The 20,329-nt window shown below is 70.2% G+C and carries 12 protein-coding genes; 3 read left to right on the top strand and 9 right to left on the bottom strand.

Annotation, left to right across the window (positions count from 1 at the left end; genetic code table 11):
* Nucleotides 1-114: 114 nt before the first annotated feature.
* The 4 genes from tuf to rpsL all read right to left on the bottom strand — a co-directional run bounded on the left by tuf (nucleotide 115) and on the right by rpsL (nucleotide 4,432).
* Entirely contained in the window at nucleotides 115-1,308 is a 1,194-nt protein-coding gene (gene tuf / locus AB0B41_RS16170; protein WP_232868968.1) for an elongation factor Tu, read from the bottom strand.
* 131 nt (nucleotides 1,309-1,439) lie between these two features.
* Nucleotides 1,440-3,539: an elongation factor G gene (gene fusA, locus AB0B41_RS16165; protein ID WP_358203634.1), complete on the bottom strand. Its 2,100-nt coding sequence runs from the start codon at nucleotides 3,537-3,539 to the stop codon at nucleotides 1,440-1,442.
* Between the two features lie 48 nt (nucleotides 3,540-3,587).
* A complete protein-coding gene (gene rpsG / locus AB0B41_RS16160) occupies nucleotides 3,588-4,058 on the bottom strand; it encodes a 30S ribosomal protein S7 (RefSeq protein ID WP_358203632.1) in 471 nt (156 codons plus the stop codon).
* Nucleotides 4,058-4,432, bottom strand: a complete 375-nt coding sequence (rpsL, locus tag AB0B41_RS16155; RefSeq protein WP_037046087.1) for a 30S ribosomal protein S12 — start codon at nucleotides 4,430-4,432, stop codon at nucleotides 4,058-4,060. The genes rpsG and rpsL overlap by 1 nt, the downstream gene beginning before the upstream one ends.
* A gap of 512 nt (nucleotides 4,433-4,944) precedes the next feature.
* Between rpsL and AB0B41_RS16150 the strand changes: the two genes are divergently transcribed.
* Nucleotides 4,945-7,278, top strand: a complete 2,334-nt coding sequence (locus AB0B41_RS16150) for an alpha/beta hydrolase fold domain-containing protein (RefSeq protein ID WP_358203629.1) — start codon at nucleotides 4,945-4,947, stop codon at nucleotides 7,276-7,278.
* Between the two features lie 149 nt (nucleotides 7,279-7,427).
* Here AB0B41_RS16150 and AB0B41_RS16145 read toward each other — a convergent pair whose 3' ends face one another.
* Both AB0B41_RS16145 and rpoB read right to left on the bottom strand, forming a co-directional pair.
* The gene (locus AB0B41_RS16145) at nucleotides 7,428-11,330 is read right to left on the bottom strand and encodes a DNA-directed RNA polymerase subunit beta' (protein ID WP_358203627.1); all 3,903 of its coding nucleotides are present in this window, start codon (nucleotides 11,328-11,330) and stop codon (nucleotides 7,428-7,430) included.
* Between the two features lie 36 nt (nucleotides 11,331-11,366).
* Nucleotides 11,367-14,876, bottom strand: a complete 3,510-nt coding sequence (gene rpoB / locus AB0B41_RS16140; protein WP_358203624.1) for a DNA-directed RNA polymerase subunit beta — start codon at nucleotides 14,874-14,876, stop codon at nucleotides 11,367-11,369.
* A gap of 663 nt (nucleotides 14,877-15,539) precedes the next feature.
* Here rpoB and AB0B41_RS16135 point away from each other — a divergent pair.
* Nucleotides 15,540-16,514, top strand: a complete 975-nt coding sequence (locus AB0B41_RS16135; protein ID WP_358203622.1) for a cyclase family protein — start codon at nucleotides 15,540-15,542, stop codon at nucleotides 16,512-16,514.
* A gap of 8 nt (nucleotides 16,515-16,522) precedes the next feature.
* Nucleotides 16,523-18,187: a long-chain fatty acid--CoA ligase gene (locus tag AB0B41_RS16130; protein ID WP_358203619.1), complete on the top strand. Its 1,665-nt coding sequence runs from the start codon at nucleotides 16,523-16,525 to the stop codon at nucleotides 18,185-18,187.
* Between the two features lie 109 nt (nucleotides 18,188-18,296).
* Here the strand turns inward: AB0B41_RS16130 and rplL are convergent, their stop codons facing one another.
* The 3 genes from rplL to AB0B41_RS16115 all read right to left on the bottom strand — a co-directional run.
* The gene (gene rplL / locus AB0B41_RS16125; RefSeq protein WP_358203617.1) at nucleotides 18,297-18,692 is read right to left on the bottom strand and encodes a 50S ribosomal protein L7/L12; all 396 of its coding nucleotides are present in this window, start codon (nucleotides 18,690-18,692) and stop codon (nucleotides 18,297-18,299) included.
* A 49-nt stretch (nucleotides 18,693-18,741) separates the two neighbouring features.
* Complete coding sequence (gene rplJ, locus AB0B41_RS16120; protein WP_358203614.1) at nucleotides 18,742-19,284, bottom strand: 50S ribosomal protein L10; 543 nt, start codon at nucleotides 19,282-19,284, stop codon at nucleotides 18,742-18,744.
* A 361-nt stretch (nucleotides 19,285-19,645) separates the two neighbouring features.
* Nucleotides 19,646-20,329, bottom strand: a 684-nt coding sequence (locus AB0B41_RS16115; protein ID WP_358203612.1) for a hypothetical protein, incomplete at its 5' end; no start/stop codon positions are given.

Below are 20,329 nucleotides of genomic sequence, written 5' to 3'. Positions count from 1 at the left end.
TTCGGTGGGCCCGCCGTCCGCGCCCAACCGGTCATGGTTGCCACCGGGGTTGGGGGGCCCCTCGCGGGGGGGGGGCCCCGGGCACAACGGGGGCCCCGGGCCCGCGGAAGGGTCTTACTTGTTGATCTTGGTGACCTGGCCGGCGCCGACGGTCCGACCACCCTCGCGGATGGCGAACTGCAGGCCCTCCTCCATGGCGATCGGCTGGATCAGCTGAACGCTCATGGTGGTGTTGTCACCCGGCATGACCATCTCGGTGCCCTGCGGGAGGGTCACCACGCCGGTCACGTCCGTCGTCCGGAAGTAGAACTGCGGACGGTAGTTGTTGAAGAACGGCGTGTGCCGGCCACCCTCGTCCTTGCCCAGGATGTAGACCTGGCCCTCGAACTCGGTGTGCGGGGTGATGGAGCCCGGCTTCACGACGACCTGGCCGCGCTCGACGTCCTCGCGCTTGATGCCGCGGAGCAGCAGGCCGACGTTCTCGCCCGCGCGACCCTCGTCGAGGATCTTGCGGAACATCTCGACACCGGTGACGGTGGTCGAGGTCGACTTCTCGCGGATGCCGACGATCTCGACGGTCTCGTTGACCTTCACGATGCCGCGCTCGATACGGCCGGTGACGACCGTGCCGCGACCGGTGATCGTGAAGACGTCCTCGACCGGCATGAGGAACGGCTTGTCGGTGTCGCGCTCCGGCTCCGGGATCGCCTCGTCGACGGCGTCCATCAGCTCGAGGAGCTTGGCGCCCCACTCGGCGTCGCCCTCGAGGGCCTTGAGCGCCGAGACGCGGACGATCGGGAGGTCGTCGCCCGGGTACTCCTGCGAGGACAGGAGCTCACGGACCTCGAGCTCGACGAGCTCGAGGATCTCCTCGTCGTCGACCATGTCGGCCTTGTTCAGCGCGACCACGATGTAGGGCACGCCGACCTGACGGGCGAGCAGCACGTGCTCACGCGTCTGCGGCATCGGGCCGTCGGTCGCCGCGACCACCAGGATGGCGCCGTCCATCTGCGCCGCACCGGTGATCATGTTCTTGATGTAGTCGGCGTGACCGGGGCAGTCCACGTGCGCGTAGTGCCGCTTCTCGGTCTGGTACTCGACGTGCGCGATGGAGATCGTGATACCGCGCTGGCGCTCCTCGGGCGCCTTGTCGATGTTCTCGAACGCCGAGGCCTCGTTGAGGTCCGGGTACTTGTCGTGCAGAACCTTGGTGATGGCCGCCGTCAGCGTGGTCTTGCCGTGGTCGATGTGACCGATGGTGCCGATGTTGACGTGCGGCTTGGTCCGCTCGAACTTCGCCTTCGCCACTGCAGTGTCCTCCTGGACTTGATCTTCTTCTCCGCCGTGCTGACGGCAGGTCTGGGGGTTTCGAGGTGCGGGCCGCGAACAGGCGGGTGACCCTACCCGTCCGCGGACCGCGCCTCGCGAGCGGTCCGGACTTACTCGCCGGTCGCCTTCGCGATGATCTCCTTGGCGACGTTCGAGGGAACCTCGGCGTAGCTGTCGAACACCATCGTGTAGTTCGCCCGGCCCTGGGTCCGCGACCGGAGGTCGCCGACGTAGCCGAACATCTCCGAGAGCGGGACCAGCGCCTTGACGACGCGAGCACCCGCCCGCTCCTCCATGGCCTGGATCTGGCCGCGGCGGGAGTTGAGGTCGCCGATCACGTCGCCCATGTAGTCCTCGGGCGTGGTGACCTCGACCGCCATCATCGGCTCGAGGATGGCGGGGGACGCCTGGCGCGCGGCCTCCTTGAGGGCCATCGAGCCGGCGACCTTGAACGCCATCTCGGACGAGTCGACCTCGTGGTACTGACCGTCGAGCAGGGTCAGCTTGATCCCCGTGAGGGGGTAGCCCGCGAGCACGCCGTACTGCATGGCGTCCTGCGCGCCGGCGTCGACGGACGGGATGTACTCCCGCGGCACGCGACCACCGGTGACCTTGTTCTCGAACTCGTACAGCGCACCGTCCGCCGTGTCCAGCGGCTCGAGCTTGATGATGACCCGGGCGAACTGCCCCGACCCACCGGTCTGCTTCTTGTGCGTGTACTCGTACTTCTCGACGGTCTTGCGGATCGTCTCCCGGTAGGCCACCTGGGGCTTACCGATGTTGGCCTCGACCTTGAAGTCGCTCTTCATCCGGTTGACGAGCACCTCGAGGTGGAGCTCGCCCATGCCGGCGATGATCGTCTGCCCGGTCTCGTCGTCCAGCGAGACCTGGAAGGTCGGGTCCTCCTCGGCGAGCTTCTGGATCGCCGTGGAGAGCTTCTCCTGGTCCGCCTTGGTCTTGGGCTCGACCGCGACCTGGATGACCGGGTCCGGGAACGTCATCGACTCGAGCACGATCGGTGCCTGCGGGTCGCTGAGCGTGTCGCCGGTGGTCGTGTCCTTGAGGCCGATGACCGCGTAGATGTGGCCGGCCAGGGCCTCGTCGACCGGGTTCTCCTTGTTGGCGTGCATCTGGAAGAGCTTCCCGATGCGCTCCTTGCGGTCCTTGGTCGAGTTGATGACCTGGGAGCCCGCGGCGACCCGGCCCGAGTACACCCGGACGTAGGTCAGCTTGCCGAAGAACGGGTGCGCGGCGATCTTGAAGGCGAGCGCCGAGAAGGGCTCCTCCTTCGAGGGCTTGCGGCTGGCGGGGGTCTCCCCGTCCGTCAGCGTGCCCTCGACCGGCGGCACGTCGTACGGCGACGGCAGGTAGTCGATCACCGCGTCGAGCATGGGCTGGACGCCCTTGTTCTTGAACGCGGAGCCGCACAGCACCGGGTACGCCGAACGGTCCTTCACGATCTGCCGGACGCCGGCCTTGATCTGCTCGACCGTGAGCTCCTCGCCGCCGAGGTAGAGCTCCATGAGCTCGTCGTCGGTCTCGGCGACGGCCTCGAGGAGGGCGGTGCGGTACTCCTCCGCCTTCTCGGCCAGATCGGCCGGGATCTCCTCGACGGTGTAGTCCTCGCCCTTCTGGACGTCACCACGCCAGGTCAGCGCGCGCATCTCGACCAGGTCGACGACGCCGACGAACTCGCTCTCCGAGCCGATCGGCAGCTGGAGCGGCAGCGGCTTGGCCGCGAGCCGGTCCTGGATCGTGCCGACGGTGAAGTAGAAGTCCGCGCCCAGCTTGTCCATCTTGTTCACGAAGCAGATGCGGGGGACGTCGTACTTGGTGGCCTGCCGCCAGACCTGCTCGGACTGCGGCTCGACCCCCTCCTTGCCGTCGAAGACCGCGACCGCGCCGTCGAGCACGCGCAGCGAGCGCTCCACCTCGACGGTGAAGTCGACGTGGCCGGGCGTGTCGATGATGTTGATCTGGTGGTCTTTCCAGAAGCAGGTCGTCGCGGCGGACGTGATCGTGATGCCGCGCTTCTGCTCCTCCTCCATCCAGTCCATCGTGGCGGCGCCGTCGTGGACCTCACCGATCTTGTAGTTGATCCCGGTGTAGTACAGGATCCGCTCGGTGGTGGTGGTCTTGCCGGCGTCGATGTGCGCCATGATGCCGATGTTGCGGACCTTCGTCAGGTCCGTCAGCACGTCCCGTGCCACGTTCAGCTCACTTCCCCTGGGAAAAGGTTGGCGCGGACGGTCGGCCCGTCACCAGCGGTAGTGGGCGAAGGCCTTGTTGGACTCCGCCATCTTGTGCATGTCCTCGCGCCGCTTCACGCTGGCGCCGAGGCCGTTGCTCGCGTCGAGCAGCTCGTTCATGAGGCGCTCGACCATGGTCTTCTCGCGGCGCTGACCGGCGTAGCTCACCAGCCACCGGAGACCGAGGGTGGTCTGCCGGGTGGTGCGGACCTCGACCGGGACCTGGTAGGTCGCGCCACCGACACGGCGGCTGCGGACCTCGAGGGCCGGCTTGACGTTGTCCAGCGCGCGCTTGAGCGTGACGACCGGGTCGGTGCCGGTCTTCTCGCGGGTGCCCTCGAGCGCGGCGTACACGATCCGCTCGGCGAGCGAACGCTTGCCGTCCTTCAGCACCTTGTTGATCAGCTGCGTCACGAGGGGCGAGCTGTAGACCGGGTCGGAGACCAGCGGCCGCTTCGGAGCGGGGCCCTTGCGAGGCATCAGCTCTTCTCCTTCTTGGCGCCGTAGCGGCTACGGGACTGCTTCCGGTTCTTCACACCCTGGGTGTCGAGCGACCCGCGGATGACCTTGTACCGGACGCCCGGCAGGTCCTTCACGCGGCCGCCGCGGACGAGCACGATGCTGTGCTCCTGCAGGTTGTGACCCTCGCCGGGGATGTACGCGGTGACCTCGATGCCGCTGCTCAGCTTGACGCGAGCGACCTTCCGCAGTGCGGAGTTCGGCTTCTTCGGGGTCGTGGTGTAGACGCGCGTGCAGACCCCGCGGCGCTGGGGCGAGCCCTTGAGCGCGGCGGTCTTGGTCTTCGCGACCTTGTCCTCGCGGCCCTTGCGGACCAACTGCTGGATCGTGGGCATGAACCCTCTGCTTCTTCCCTACTCGTGATGCTCAGGTGTCTCGCCCGTGCGGCTGCCCGGGCGGGCGGTCGTGCGCCGCCCGATCGTGGTCACGGGCCGCTTCCACCCCGGCCCGCCGGACCGCGAGGTCGGGCGTGTCGCGCCCTGCGCGCCGGCCCCGGAGTCGGGGAACTCCACGGAGGCGTCCAGGACGGACGAGGGCACGCGTGATCGCGCGCAAGTACCAAGGGTACGCGGCCCGTCTGACGAGGGTCAAAACGGGTCCGCCCAGGGGCCGCGGCGGGGCCTGCGGGCCTTCCGCCGGCCTTCTCCGGGCCACTCGCGCGTCGCCTGGGAGGCTGCCGCAGCCCGACCGCCGACGCAAGCAGGCTCACCCGCTCGTCGCAGATCGACTCGCGCTCGTCGCACGTCGACGACCTGCGGACGCCCGGTCACCGGCCTGGCCCGCGCGGGCCGCCGTTGCCCCGGTCGCCCCGGTCCGCGGGCCCGCGTCACGACCCTACGGTTCGATCATGCGCCTCACACTGCCGTGCGCCGCCGTCCGGGCCGCCACCCGGTTGCTCGTGGCTCCCGCACTCTCGCCCCGGCTGCCGATCCCGGTCTCGCGGGCGCTCGTCGACCTCCAGGGCCGACTGCTCCCCGTGCCCCGTGGCACCCGCTCCACCCCCTCGTCGCTCGGCGGCCGGCCGTCGGTCCGCGTGTCGGTCCCCGGCAGCCGTGACGACCGCCCCGTGCTCTTCCTGCACGGCGGCGGCTACGTGGTCGGATCCCCCGCCTCGCACCGATCGCTCGGGGCGTGGCTGGCCGAGGCGACCGGCGGGACCGTGCACCTGCTCGACTACCGGCTGGCGCCCGAACACCCGTACCCCGCCGCGCTCGACGACGCCGAGCGCGCCTACCGGGCGCTCCTCGACGCTGGACACTCTTCACAACGCATCGCCCTCGCCGGAGATTCCGCGGGCGGCGGACTGGCCGTGGCGCTGCTCCTGCGGCTGCGCGCGACGGGCCTGCCGCTGCCCGGGAGCGTCGGGCTGATCTCCCCCTGGCTCGACCTCGACCTCACCGACCCGGCCATCGCCCGCAACACCGGACGCGACGCCATGCTCGGGCCCGGCCTGCTGCGCGAGGGGAAGCGGTCCTACCTGCGCGGTGGTGAGGCGCTCGACCCGGAGCTGCGGCCGCTCGAGGCCGACCTCTCCGGGCTGCCGCCGCTGCACGTCGTCGCCGGGGCGGACGAGGTCCTCGTGGGCGACGCGGACCGGTGGGTCGAGCGGGTCCGCGCGGCCGCCGGGCGGGTGACCTACACCCGCGCCGAAGGCATGTGGCACGACCACGTCCTGGAGGCCGGGCTGCTCGGGCGGGCCCACGCGGACCTGCGGGAGCTCGGGGCGGCGCTGCGGCGCGACGTGGCGGACCGGCGGGTGCGGGTCGCGGTCGTCGGCGCCGGCTTCGGCGGGATCGGCATGGGCGTCGCCCTGCGCGAGGACGACCTCGCCGACGTCACCGTCCTGGAGAAGGCGCCGCAGGTCGGCGGGGTCTGGCGGGACAACACGTATCCGGGTGCGGCCTGTGACGTCCCGTCGAACCTGTACTCGTACTCGTTCGCCCCCGGGGACTGGAGCCGCCGCTTCGCCCCGCAGCCGGACATCCTGCGCTACCTGCACGGCGTCGCCGCCGACCACGACCTGGAGCGGGACATCGAGCTCGGCACCGAGGTCACGGACGCCACGTGGGACGACGACGCCGCCGTGTGGCGGATCCGGACCAGCGGCGGGGACCTGGAGGCCGAGGCCCTGGTGGCGGCGTGCGGGCAGCTCTCGCAGCCCGCGACGCCCGACCTGCCCGGGATCGAGCGCTTCCCCGGGCCGGTGTTCCACTCCGCACGCTGGGACGACTCGGTCGACCTCCGCGGCAAGCGGGTCGCGGTCGTCGGGACCGGGGCCAGCGCCATCCAGTTCGTGCCGGCGATCGCGCCCAACGCCGCGCAGGTCACCGTGTTCCAGCGCTCGGCGCCGTACGTCATCCCCAAGCTGGACCGCCCGTACGGCCCGCGAGCCTTCTCCCTGCGGTTCCGCGGCTGGAGCCGGGCCGCCCGGGCCTTCTGGACCGGGTTCTTCGAGTTCGGCGCCCTCGGCTTCACCGCGATCCGGCCCTTCGCTGCGACCTTCGGCCTGCTGCACCACGCGCAGCTGCGGCTGCAGGTCCGCGACGCGGGGCTGCGCGACCGCATCGCGCCCGACTACCCCGTCGGCTGCAAGCGGGTGCTGATCTCCTCCGACTGGTTCCGCGCGCTCGCCCGGCCGAACGTCGACGTCGTCACCGAGAAGATCTCCGAGGTGACCGAGGAGGGCGTGGTCGCCGCCGACGGCACGCTGTACCCGGCCGACGTCGTCATCTTCGGGACCGGCTTCCGCACCCAGGACTTCCTGGCGCCGATGCGGGTGGTGGGCCGGGAGGGCCGCGAGCTCTCCGAGGAGTGGCGCGAGGGCGCGCGGGCGCACCTGGGCATCACCGTGCCCGGCTTTCCCAACCTGTTCCTGCTCTACGGCCCCAACACCAACGTCGGCTCGGGCTCGATCGTGCACATGCTCGAGTGCCAGATCCGCTACGCCCGCGAGGGCATCCGGCGCCTCGCGACCGGCACGCGCTCGCTGGAGGTGCGGCCCGACGCCGCCACCGCCTACGACACCGAGATGCAGACGCGGCTCACGGACAGCGTGTGGACGGAGTGCGTCAGCTGGTACCGCACCGACTCGGGCCGGATCACCAACAACTGGCCCGGCACGATGCTGGAGTACCGCCGCCGCACCTCCACTCTCGACGAGGGCGAGTACCTCACGTCCTGACCCGCCGCTCCCCGGCACGCACCCCTCCGGCACGTGCTCGCCGGTGGGGTGCACGCCCCTCGGGCCCACCGGTACGTCCGTCGGGGCCCGAGAACGGCGACGGGGCCGGCGCCCGAAGGCGCCGGCCCCGTCACCGACCGCGGTGGCGACTAGCGGTAGTCGCGGCCGAAGTCGTAGTCGTCCAGCGGCACCGCGGCACCGGTGCCCGTGCCGAACACGTCGGGGCTGTAGTAGCCGTCGTCGTAGCTCGGCAGCGCGTAGGCGGCCGCGCGGGCCTCCTCCGTGGGCTGCACCTGGATGTTGCGGTACCGGCTGATCCCCGTACCCGCGGGGATCAGCTTGCCGATGATCACGTTCTCCTTCAGCCCGACGAGCTTGTCGCGCTTCCCGTTGATCGCGGCGTCGGTGAGGATCCGGGTGGTCTCCTGGAACGAGGCCGCGGACAGCCACGACTCCGTCGCCAGCGAGGCCTTGGTGATCCCCATGAGCACCGGGCGGCCGGAGGCCGGCTCGTTGCCCTCGGCGACCACGCGCCGGTTCTCCGACTCGAACTCGCCCCGCTCGGCGAGCGCGCCGGGCAGGAACTCGGTGGCACCCGAGTCGATGATCGTGACCCGGCGGAGCATCTGCCGGACGATCACCTCGATGTGCTTGTCGTGGATGTCCACGCTCTGCGTGCGGTACACCTTCTGCACCTCACGCACCAGGTGCAGCTGCACCTCGCGCGGGCCCATGACGCGCAGCACCTCGTGCGGGTCCGCCGTGCCCTCGAGGAGCAGCTGGCCGACCTCGACGTGGTCGCCGTCGCGGAGCGGGCGCTCCTCGCCGTCGACCACCGTCATGGCGAGCCACTGCCGCTTCGACAGCTTCTCGTAGACGATCTCCTCGCCCCCGTCGTCCGGGATGAGGGTGATCTTCCAGAAGCGGTCGCCGTCCTCGATGCGGATGCGGCCGTCGACGTCCGCGATCGGCGCCTTGCCGCGCGGGACACGGGCCTCGAAGAGCTCCGTGACACGCGGCAGACCGGTCGTGATGTCGTCGCCCGCGACACCGCCCTGGTGGAAGGTACGCATCGTCAGCTGCGTACCCGGCTCACCGATGGACTGGGCCGCGACGATGCCGACCGCCTCGCCGACGTCGACCAGCTTGCCGGTCGCCATGGAGCGGCCGTAGCAGGTCGCGCAGATGCCGGTGGCCGACTCGCAGGTCAGCGCGCTGCGCACGCGGATCTGCCGGACGCCCGCCGCGACCAGCGCGTCGAGCGCCGGGTCGCCCAGGTCGCCGCCCTTGGCCACGATCACGTTGCCGTCGGCGTCCGTGACCTCCTCCGCCGAGCTCCGCGCGTACACCGACGTGCGGATGTAGCGGTGCGGGATGAGGCGGCCGTCGGCCGTCTCCTCCGTGACCGGCATGGTGACCGCGCGGGAGGTGCCGCAGTCGACCTCGCGGACGATGACGTCCTGCGAGACATCGACCAGACGACGGGTCAGGTAACCCGAGTCGGCGGTCCGCAGCGCGGTGTCCGCCAGACCCTTCCGGGTGCCGTGCGTGGAGATGAAGTACTCCAGCACGGACAGGCCCTCGCGGAAGTTCGCCTTGATCGGGCGGGGGATGTACTCACCCTTGGGGTTGGCGACCAGACCACGCATACCGGCCAGCTGCCGGACCTGCGTCATGTTGCCCGCCGCCCCGGACTTCACGATCGTGGGGATCGGGTTGTCCTCGGGGAAGTTGTCCTCCATGGCCTTGGCGACCTCTTCGGACGCCTGGGTCCAGATCTTGACCATCTCGTCGTTGCGCTCCTGGTGGGAGAGCGCACCGCGCTGGTACCGCTTGTTGACCTGGTCGGCCTTGGCCTCGTAGCCGTCGAGGATCTCCTGCTTGTTCGGCGGGACCACGACGTCGTCGATCGCCAGCGTGACACCGGACCGGGTGGCCCAGTAGAAGCCGGCGTCCTTGAGGCGGTCGAGCACCTGCGCGACCTCGGTCATCGAGTAGCGCTCGGCCAGGTCGTTGATGATCGCGGCCTGGCGCTTCTTCGGCAGCGGCTCGTTGACGAACGGGTAGTCCGCCGGGAGCAGCTCGTTGAACATGACCCGGCCGAGGGTGGTCTCGGCGCGCCAGACGTCCCCCTCCTCGAGCACGGTGCCCGGGGTCGGCGCGACGCCGGGGAGCCGGATCTTGATCGGGGCCTGCAGGTGCAGCGTCTTGCGGTCGTAGGCCATGACGGCCTCGGCCTCGGAGCTGAACGACTGCCCGGCGCCCGCGGCGTCCGGCCGCTCCCGGGTCAGGTGGAACAGACCCGTGACCATGTCCAGACGCGGCATGGCGAGCGGGCGGCCCGACGCCGGCGACAGGATGTTGTTGCTCGAGAGCATCAGCACCCGGGCCTCGGCCTGGGCCTCGGCCGACAGCGGCAGGTGGACCGCCATCTGGTCACCGTCGAAGTCCGCGTTGAACGCCTCGCAGACCAGCGGGTGCAGCTGGATGGCCTTGCCCTCCACCAGCTGCGGCTCGAAGGCCTGGATGCCGAGGCGGTGCAGCGTCGGCGCGCGGTTGAGCAGCACGGGGTGCTCGGAGATGACCTCCTCGAGCACGTCCCACACCTGCGAGCGGCCGCGCTCGACCATCCGCTTGGCGGACTTGATGTTCTGCGCGTGGTTCAGGTCGACCAGGCGCTTCATCACGAACGGCTTGAACAGCTCCAGCGCCATCTGCTTGGGCAGGCCGCACTGGTGCAGCTTCAGCTGCGGGCCGACGACGATGACCGAACGGCCGGAGTAGTCGACGCGCTTGCCGAGCAGGTTCTGGCGGAACCGGCCCTGCTTGCCCTTGAGCAGGTCGGACAGCGACTTGAGCGGCCGGTTGCCCGGGCCCGTCACCGGCCGGCCGCGGCGGCCGTTGTCGAACAGCGCGTCGACGGCCTCCTGCAGCATCCGCTTCTCGTTGTTGACGATGATCTCGGGCGCGCCGAGGTCGATCAGTCGCTTGAGGCGGTTGTTCCGGTTGATGACCCGGCGGTACAGGTCGTTCAGGTCGCTCGTGGCGAAGCGGCCACCGTCGAGCTGCACCATCGGGCGCAGGTCCGGCGGGATGACCGGGACGCAGTCGAGCACCATGCCCATCGGCGAGTTGCCGGTGGACTGGAAGGCGGCGACGACCTTGAGGCGCTTGAGGGCGCGGAGCTTCTTCTGCCCCTTGCCGCTGCGGATGATCTCGCGCAGCTTCTCGGCCTCGGCCTCGATGTCGAAGTTCTCCAGCAGCTTCTGGATCGCCTCGGCACCCATGGCGCCGGTGAAGTAGTCGCCGTACCGGTCGTAGAGCTCGCGGTAGAGCCCCTCGTCCGGGATCAGCTGCTGGGTCTCCAGCTTGGCGAAGGTCGTCCAGATCTCGTCGAGCCGGTCCAGCTCGCGCTGGGCGCGGTCGCGGAGCTGGCGCATCTCGCGCTCGCCACCCTCCTTGACCTTCCGGCGGACGTCGCTCTTGGCGCCCTCGGCCTCGAGCTCGGCGAGGTCGGCCTCGAGCTTCTGGGCCCGGGCCTCCAGGTCGCCGTCGCGGCGCTGCTCGACCCGCTTGCGCTCCACGCTCATCTCGTTCTCGAGCGTGGACAGGTCCTGGTGGCGCAGCTCGCCGTTGACCGACGTGATCACGTAGGCGGCGAAGTAGATGATCTTCTCGAGATCCTTCGGCGCCAGGTCGAGCAGGTAGCCCAGCCGGCTCGGCACACCCTTGAAGTACCAGATGTGCGTGACCGGGGCGGCCAGCTCGATGTGGCCCATGCGCTCACGCCGCACCTTGGCGCGGGTGACCTCCACGCCGCAGCGCTCGCAGATGATGCCCTTGAACCGGACGCGCTTGTACTTGCCGCAGTAGCACTCCCAGTCCCGGGTCGGGCCGAAGATCTTCTCGCAGAAGAGGCCGTCCTTCTCGGGCTTGAGGGTGCGGTAGTTGATGGTCTCCGGCTTCTTGACCTCACCGTGCGACCACTGGCGGATGTCCTCGGCGGTGGCCAGGCCGATGCGCAGCTCGTCGAAGAAGTTGACGTCGAGCAAGATGTGTCCTTCTCGTTGTCTCGGCTCTGGGCTGGGTCAGTTCACGACGTCGTCGACGGACATCGAGTCCGAGCCCGGACGGCTGGACAGGTTGATGCCCAGGTTCGCCGCCGCGCGCTCGAGGTCCTCGTCGTCCGTGTCGCGCATCTCGATCGCCGCGCCGTCGCTGGAGAGCACCTCGACGTTCAGGCACAGCGACTGGAGCTCCTTGAGGAGCACCTTGAACGACTCCGGGATGCCCGGCTCGGGGATGTTCTCCCCCTTGACGATGGCCTCGTAGACCTTGACCCGGCCCACCACGTCGTCGGACTTGATGGTGAGCAGCTCCTGCAGCGTGTAGGCCGCGCCGTACGCCTGCATCGCCCAGCACTCCATCTCGCCGAAGCGCTGGCCGCCGAACTGGGCCTTACCGCCGAGCGGCTGCTGGGTGATCATCGAGTACGGGCCGGTCGACCGCGCGTGGATCTTGTCGTCCACCAGGTGCGCCAGCTTCAGGATGTACATGTAGCCGACGGCCACCGGGAACGGGTACGGCTCGCCCGAGCGCCCGTCGAAGAGCTGCGCCTTGCCGTCCGGGCCGACCATGCGGTCGCCGTCGCGGTTCGGGCGCGTGGACCCGAGCAGCCCGGTGATCTCGTGCTCCTTGGCGCCGTCGAACACCGGCACCGCGGTGTTCGTGTTCGGCGGCACGGAGTAGAGCTCCTCGGGCATCATCTTCGCCCAGTCCGGGTTGCCGTCGATCTCCCAGCCGGACTTGGCGATCCACCCGAGGTGGGTCTCCAGGACCTGGCCGATGTTCATGCGTCGCGGCACACCGTGCGTGTTCAGGATGATGTCGACCGGCGTGCCGTCCGGCAGGAACGGCATGTCCTCGGCCGGCAGGATCTTGCCGATGACGCCCTTGTTGCCGTGCCGGCCGGCGAGCTTGTCGCCGTCCGAGATCTTGCGCTTCTGGGCCACGTAGACGCGGACCAGCTCGTTGACGCCGGGGGGCAGCTCGTCGTCGTCGTCCCGGGAGAAGACCCGGATGCCGATGACCTTGCCGTTCTCGCCGTGCGGCACCTTCAGCGAGGTGTCGCGGACCTCGCGCGCCTTCTCGCCGAAGATCGCGCGGAGCAGCCGCTCCTCCGGGGTCAGCTCGGTCTCGCCCTTCGGGGTGACCTTGCCGACCAAGATGTCGCCGGGCTGGACCTCGGCGCCGATCCGGATGATGCCGCGCTCGTCCAGGTCCGCGAGGACCTCCTCGGAGACGTTCGGGATGTCCCGGGTGATCTCCTCGGCGCCGAGCTTGGTGTCCCGGGCGTCGATCTCGTGCTCCTCGATGTGGATCGAGGTGAGCACGTCGTCCTGCACGAGGCGCTGCGACAGGATGATCGCGTCCTCGTAGTTGTGGCCCTCCCACGGCATGATCGCCACGAGCAGGTTCTTGCCCAGCGCCATCTCGCCGTTCTCGGTGCACGGCCCGTCGGCGAGCACCTGGCCCACCTCGACCCGCTGGCCCTCGTCGACGATCGGCTTCTGGTTGTTGCAGGTGCCCTGGTTGGAGCGCCGGAACTTGTTCAGCCGGTACGTCTGGCGGGTGCCGTCGTCCGACATGACGGTGATGTAGTCGGCGCAGAGCTCCTCGACCACACCCGCCTTCTCGGTGACGACGACGTCGCCGGCGTCGACCGCGGCGCGCAGCTCCATGCCGGTGCCGACCAGCGGCGCCTCGGACCGGAGCAGCGGCACGGACTGGCGCTGCATGTTCGCGCCCATCAGGGCGCGGTTCGCGTCGTCGTGCTCGAGGAATGGGATGAGCGCGGTCGCGACCGACACCATCTGCCGCGGCGAGACGTCGATGTACTCGACGCCCGTCGGCGGGATCAGGTCGACCTCGCCGCCCTTCCGGCGGACCAGGACGCGGTCCTCGGTGAACGAGCCGTCCGAGTTCAGCGGCGCGTTCGCCTGCGCGATGACGAAGCGGTCCTCCTCGTCCGCGGTCAGGTAGTCGATCTGCTCCGTGACGACGCCGTCGACGACCTTGCGGTACGGCGTCTGGATGAAGCCGAACGGGTTGACCTGCGCGAACGTGGACAGCGAGCCGATCAGGCCGATGTTCGGGCCCTCAGGGGTCTCGATCGGGCACATGCGGCCGTAGTGCGACGGGTGCACGTCCCGGACCTCGAAGCCCGCGCGCTCGCGCGACAGACCGCCCGGGCCCAGCGCGGACAGGCGCCGCTTGTGGGTCAGGCCGGCCAGCGGGTTGTGCTGGTCCATGAACTGGGACAGCTGCGAGGTGCCGAAGAACTCCTTGATCGCGGCCACGACGGGCCGGATGTTGATCAGGGTCTGCGGCGTGATGGCCTCGACGTCCTGCGTGGTCATGCGCTCGCGGACGACGCGCTCCATCCGGGACAGGCCCACGCGGACCTGGTTCTGGATGAGCTCGCCGACCGTGCGCAGGCGCCGGTTGCCGAAGTGGTCGATGTCGTCCGTCTCGACCGGGATCTCGGTCTCGCCGTCCTTGGCCTTCATCGAGGTCTCACCGGCGTGCAGGCGGACGAGGTACTCGATGGTGGTGGCGATGTCCTCCTCGGTCAGCGTGCCGACCTCGGTGGGCTCCGCCAGGCCCAGCTTCTTGTTGACCTTGTAGCGGCCGACCTTGGCGAGGTCGTAGCGCTTGTCCTTGAAGAACAGGTTCTCGAGCAGCGTCTGGGCGCTCTCGCGCGTCGGCGGCTCGCCCGGGCGCAGCTTGCGGTAGATGTCGAGCAGCGCCTCGTCCTGGCCGGCGGTGTGGTCCTTCTCCAGGGTGGCGAGGATCGTCTCGGAGAAGCCGAAGCGCTCCTGGATCTGCTCGGTGGTCCAGCCCAGCGCCTTGAGCAGCACGGTGACCGGCTGGCGGCGCTTGCGGTCGATGCGGACGCCGACGGTGTCGCGCTTGTCGACGTCGAACTCCAGCCAGGCGCCGCGGCTGGGGATCACCTTGACCGAGTAGACGTCCTTCTCGGTCGTCTTGTCGATGGCGTGGTCGAAGTACACGCCCGGGGACCGGACGAGCTGCGACACGACGACGCGCTCGGTCCCGTTGATGATGAAGGTGCCCTTGTCGGTCATCACCGGGAAGTCGCCCATGAACACCGTCTGGCTCTTGATCTCGCCGGTGGTGTTGTTGGTGAACTCCGCGGTGACGAACAGCGGGGCGCCGTAGGTCATGTCCTTGTCCCGGCACTCCTCGACGGAGGCCTTGACCTCGTCGAAGCGCGGGTCCGAGAAGGACAGCGACATGGAGCCCGAGAAGTCCTCGATGGGAGAGATCTCCGTGAGGATCTCCTCGAGACCCCCGACCGGGTTCTCGTCCCCCGCGTCGATCCGGCGCTGGAACCACGCCTCGTCGCCGACCAGCCACTGGAAGGACTGGATCTGCAGGTCGAGGAGGTCCGGCACCTCGAGCGGCTCGGCGATCTTCGCGAACGAGACTCGGGTGGGTGCGCCAGGGAAGTTGGGGTTCGCCGAGACGACGCTCCCCGGGTTCGCAGTGGTCACGGTGGCGCGGGAGACAGCCAAGATGCGTCCTTCCGAGAACTACGCTCTCGTCTGGCGGGCACTGCCCCCGAGGCGCTACCGTTCGGCGTCACCGCACCGGTACCGGTCCGGCGATCTGGCGACGTGTCGGGTGTGGCCGGGGAGCTGAACTCGCCGTTCGTTGTCAGAACGCCACGCTCCGACCAGGTCCGCCGAGCACCCTGGCGGACCTTCCGGACCCGGTCTTCCCGACCGGCGGACTTCCGACAGCGTGCACGCCGAACCTGGGCGGAGGCAGCGCAAAGAGTCAGTCTAGCCGCGAAGGCAGCCGCTGTCGAGACACGTCGCTCAGCTCACCACCGGAGCCAAGCACCGTGACGTAAGAGTGACCCGGCAGGCGCACCGAGTCAAGACCGTACGCGTCGGTAAGTGGTCCCTCCCGGAGGACGACCGGCAGCTCAGGGCTCCCGGTCCCCCGGTGGACCGTCCGTCGGCGGCCCGCGGGCCCGGCCTGCCGCCCGTCGCGCCGCACGGAATTCACTCGTCCGGAGCAGCGGGGCCTGGGTTCGATCTCCACCCTACGCCCCGGCCCGATCCTCCGGTCGGGCCGCCTCGCCCACCGGCCTTGACGCCCGCGGACGGCCGACAGAAGGATCGGGCGCGATCATGCACCTGCCTCACACCCGTTGACGAAGGGGTCGACGAATGGCCGAGAACACCGTGCCGACGATGGGCGAGCTGCTGGGCGCGGACGCCCCGACGAACTGGGGGAAGTGGGGCCCGGACGACGAGGTGGGCTGTCTCAACTACCTCGACGCCGGCCAGGTCCTGCGCGGGATCCAGCACGTGAGGTCCGGCGAGGTCTTCACCCTGCAGATCCACATGGGCCGCACCGACAGCCCGGGCGACCCGATCTGGCCGGGCCGCAGGGGGATGTCGCGCAAGAACGAGCTCGACGAGGGCACCTGGGACTCCCCCGACGCACCGGCCTTCCCGGGCGGCCTGCACTACGCCGACGACACCGCCCACATCTTCCTGCAGGGCTCCACGCAGTACGACGCCCTCGGGCACGTCTGGTACGACGGCCAGCTCTGGAACGGCTACGACGCCCGCACCACCATCGACGCCATGGACAAGGCCTCGGTGCTGCCCATCGCCGAGAAGGGCGTCGTCGGGCGCGGGGTGCTCATCGACATGGCCCGGCACCGCGGCAAGCAGTGGCTCGACAAGGGCGAGACGTTCGACCACACCGACCTGGAGGCCGCGGCCGAGAACCAGGGTGTGGAGATCGAGCCGCGGGACGTGCTGCTGATCCGCACGGGCTGGATGAAGTACTGGTACGAGCTGAACGACCCCGAGACGTTCTACGACGGCTTCGTGGAGCCCGGGCTGACCTACTCCCGCGAGCTCGTCGAGTGGTTCCAGCAGCGCGAGATTCCCAACCTCGTCACCGACACCATCGCCAACGAGGTGACCGCCGACCCGAACTCCGGCGTCGCGCTGCCCCTGCACTGTGCGCTCATGCGCAACCTGGGCGTGACCCTCACGGAGATCGCCTGGCTCGACGACCTGGCCGACGCCTGCGCCGCCGACAACCGCTGGTCCTTCCTCTACGCGGCCGCCCCGCTGAAGGTCGTGCACGGCACGGGCGCGCCGGTCAACCCCATCGCCATCCGCTAGGAGACCCGGTGTCCGTCTACGACGACAAGCCCTGGCTCGCCCGCTACGACGAGGGCCAGCCCACCTCGATCACCCCCGAGTTCCCGGACATGCTGGCGCTCTTCCGGGCCACCGTGGAGCAGCACGGCGACCGGGACGCGATCCGCTACTTCGACGGCCGGATCACCTACCGCGAGCTCGACGAGCTGTCCGACGCCGTCGCCGCCGGCCTCCTCGACTCCGGGTTCTCCGCGGGCGAGCGCGTCGCGCTGTTCCTGCAGAACGACCCGCAGTACGTGATCGCGCTGGTCGGCACCTGGAAGGCGGGCGGCATCGCCGTCAACGTCAACCCCATGAACCGCGAGCGCGAGCTGCACCTGCTGCTCACCGACTCCGGGGCGAGCGTGCTGGTCACGCTCGAGAGCCTGTACCGGGACGTCGCGGCGAAGGTGGTCGGCGACACGGCCGTCCGCACCGTGCTCACCACGAGCGAGCTCGACCACCAGACGCGGGACGACGCGCGCATCCTCGGCGGCGTCGAACGCATCGGCGCGGTCGACGGCACCGTGGACCTCCGCGAGCTCGTCGAGCGGTTCCGCGGGCAGCGGCCGCCGGCGGTGTCCTTCGACCCGCAGGACACCGCGGTGCTCACCTACACCTCGGGCACCACGGGCCCGCCCAAGGGCGCCATGAACACCCACGCCAACCTGGTGTTCAACTCGCAGACCTACCGCGGCTTCTGCGAGCTCGGCCCCGACGACGTCGTCCTCGGGATCGCGCCGCTCTTCCACATCACCGGGCTCATCGGGCACGTCACGATCGCCATGCTGCTCGGGGCCCCGCTCGTGCTGTTCCACCGCTTCGAGCCCTCGGCGGCGATCGACATCATCCGCGAGGAGCGGCCCACGTTCACGGTCGGCTCGATCACCGTGTTCATCGCGCTGATGAACGCCCCCAACGCCGACCAGGACGCGCTGCGCACGCTCACCAAGATCTGGTCCGGCGGGGCGCCCATCCCGCCGTCGACGGTGAAGGCCTTCCAGCAGGCCTTCGGCCAGTACATCCACAACATCTACGGGCTCACCGAGACCACCTCGCCCAGCCACTGCACCCCGAGGCACGCCGAGGCGCCGGTCGACGAGGCCTCCGGGGCGCTGTCGGTGGGCGTGCCGGTCTACGACACCGTCGTGCGGATCGTCGGCGAGGACGGGCAGGACCTCCCGCCCGGCGAGGTCGGCGAGATCGTCACCACGGGCCCGCAGGTCGTGAAGGGCTACTGGAACAAGCCGGAGGAGACGGAGCGGGCGCTGCCCGGCGGGTCCCTGCACACCGGCGACGTCGGCTACATGGACGACCGCGGCTGGTTCTACATCGTCGACCGCAAGAAGGACCAGATCAACGCGGGCGGCTACAAGGTGTGGCCGCGCGAGGTCGAGGACGTGCTCTACGAGCACGAGGCGGTGCGCGAGGCGGCCGTCGTCGGGGTGCCCGACGAGTACCGCGGCGAGACCGTGAAGGCCTTCGTCAGCCTCCGGGCGGGCAAGCAGGTCACCGCCGAGGAGCTGATCGCCTTCGCCAAGGAGCGGATGGCGGCCTACAAGTACCCGCGGCAGGTCGAGTTCCTCGACGAGATCCCGAAGACGGTCAGCGGCAAGCTCCTGCGCCGCGAGCTGCGGGACCGCGAGAACTCCTGAGAACGCACGAACGGCACTTCCGCGCGAGCGGAAGTGCCGTTCGTGGACCCGCCGGTGCCGCCCCTGGGCGGCGTCGCGGCGGGGATCAGGCGGCGCTGATCTTCCCTGGTCAGGCCAGGGAGACCTTCGCGCCGGCCTCCTCGAGCTTCGCCTTGGCGGCGTCGGCCGCGTCCTTGGCGACACCCTCGAGAATCGGCTTCGGGGCCGACTCGACGAGGTCCTTGGCCTCCTTCAGGCCGAGGCCCGAGACCAGCTCGCGGACGACCTTGATGACCTGAATCTTCTTGTCGCCGGCGGCCTCGAGGACCACGTTGAACTCGTCCTTCTCGGCCTCGGCCGGGGCGGCCTCGCCACCGGCGGCGGGCGCACCCGCGGCGGCGACGGCGACCGGGGCGGCCGCGGTGACCTCGAAGGTCTCCTCGAACTTCTTCACGAACTCGGCGAGCTCGATGAGGGTGAGCTCCTTGAACGCGTCGAGCAGCTCGTCGCTGGACAGCTTCGCCATCTCTGGCTCCTTCTCGTGTGTCTGGGGTGTAACTGGGGGTGGAGCCGGATCAGCTCTCGGTGGGGGCGCTCTCGCCCTCGGCGGCCCGCTTGTCGGCCAGGGCCTGGGCCAGACGCGCGACCTGCGACGCCGGGGCGTTGAACAGGCCCGCGGCCTTCGCCAGGTTGCCCTTCATGGCGCCGGCCAGCTTGGCCAGCAGGACCTCGCGGGACTCGAGATCGGCCAGCCGCTCGACCTCCGCGCCCGACAGGGCGCGGCCGTCCATGTAGCCGCCCTTGATCACCAGGCCCTTGTTGTCCTTGGCGAAGTTCTTCAGCGCCTTGGCGGCGTCGACCGCCTCGCCGGTGACGAACGCGATCGCCGTCGGGCCGGCCAGGAGCTCGTCCAGACCGTCGACGCCGGCGTCGGCAGCCGCCCGCTTCACCAGGGTGTTCTTGGCGACGCGGAAGCTGGCGTTCTCGCCCAGGGCGCGGCGCAGCTGGCTCAGCTGAGCCACGGTGAGACCGCTGTACTCCGTGACCACCGAGGCGGACGCGCCCCGGAACCGGTCGGCGATCTCTGCGACCGCCTCGACCTTGTCGGGTCGTGCCATGTGATGCCTCCTCTCGGGGTGTCGGTATGCCACCGCGTCCCGAGACCCAGGAGACGACGAACGCCCCGTGCGCAGGGCACGGGGCGTGAGGTGCGGGCGCGCGTGCGCACCCGGGCTGCTTGCCTCGTCCTCCTGCGCGGGACGCCCGCGGCTGCGGGGCCTTCGTGTCCACCGGCGGGGCCGGTGGGCAGACCTGCGGTCTTCGGTGGAACCGACCTCAAGCATACGCACCCCGGCGACGCTCCCGCCGCCGGGGTGCCCGTCCTGACGCGACGGCGGCGATGCGCCGCTACGCGACGGGGCACATGCGCCGCTACGCGACGGCGATGATGCGCCGCTACGCGACGGGGCACATGCGCCGCTACGCGACGGCGACGTCCGCGATCTTCCAGGTGCCGTCGACGAGCTGCCCGGTCACCGTGAGCCGGCCCGCGGCGGCGACCTGCTGGCCCGCCTGGTCGCTCGCGGCGCGGGTGGCCTGCTGGTCGAGGAAGACCACGAGCACGGCGCGGTCGCCGGTGATCGACTCGACGGCGGCCTGCGAGATCGTCGCGGTGACCACGGCCTGCTGCTCCGGGGCCAGCTTGCGGACCTCGCCGAAGAGCTGGTCGAACTGCTGGCCGAACTCCGGGGTGATGACCTCGCGGGCGGCGGCCTCGTTCTGGTCGAGCCGGGTGTAGTCGTACGAGTAGACGGTCCTCACCGCGTCCCCGAGCTGCTGGCTGACCTGGGTCGTGGCCGCGACGTCCACGAGCGCGGTGTTCTGCGCCGCGGGCGTGTGCTGCATGCTCCACCAGCTCACGCCGGCCAGGACGGCGAGCGCCAGCGCGACGACCGTGACGCCGGCGAGGATCGTGGTGCCCCGCTTCGTCCGGGGCGGGGCCGGGACCCGCAGCAGGTCCGTGAGCCCGCGCCAAGGCCGGTCCTCCCCCGCCGCCTCCGCTGCCGTCCCCCCGGCCGACTCCGCGGGCTCCCCGAAGGCCTCGGCGCGCTCGCGGCGGGCCCGCCGGGCGCGACGGGCGCGGGCGCCGGCCGGACGCTCCCC

Source organism: Pseudonocardia sp. NPDC049154 (assembly GCF_040648315.1).
Taxonomy (GTDB): domain Bacteria; phylum Actinomycetota; class Actinomycetes; order Mycobacteriales; family Pseudonocardiaceae; genus Pseudonocardia.
The sequence above is the reverse complement of the archived record's forward strand: the minus strand, read 5'-3'. Positions and strand labels throughout refer to the sequence as shown.

Coding starts and splice junctions, on each gene's coding strand:
- rpsG (WP_358203632.1), bottom strand. CDS start 4,058: ATGCCTCGCAAGGGCCCCGCTCCGAAGCGGCCGCTGGTCTCCGACCCG.
- rpsL (WP_037046087.1), bottom strand. CDS start 4,432: ATGCCCACGATCCAGCAGTTGGTCCGCAAGGGCCGCGAGGACAAGGTC.
- AB0B41_RS16150 (WP_358203629.1), top strand. CDS start 4,945: ATGCGCCTCACACTGCCGTGCGCCGCCGTCCGGGCCGCCACCCGGTTG.
- AB0B41_RS16135 (WP_358203622.1), top strand. CDS start 15,540: ATGGCCGAGAACACCGTGCCGACGATGGGCGAGCTGCTGGGCGCGGAC.
- rplL (WP_358203617.1), bottom strand. CDS start 18,692: ATGGCGAAGCTGTCCAGCGACGAGCTGCTCGACGCGTTCAAGGAGCTC.
- rplJ (WP_358203614.1), bottom strand. CDS start 19,284: ATGGCACGACCCGACAAGGTCGAGGCGGTCGCAGAGATCGCCGACCGG.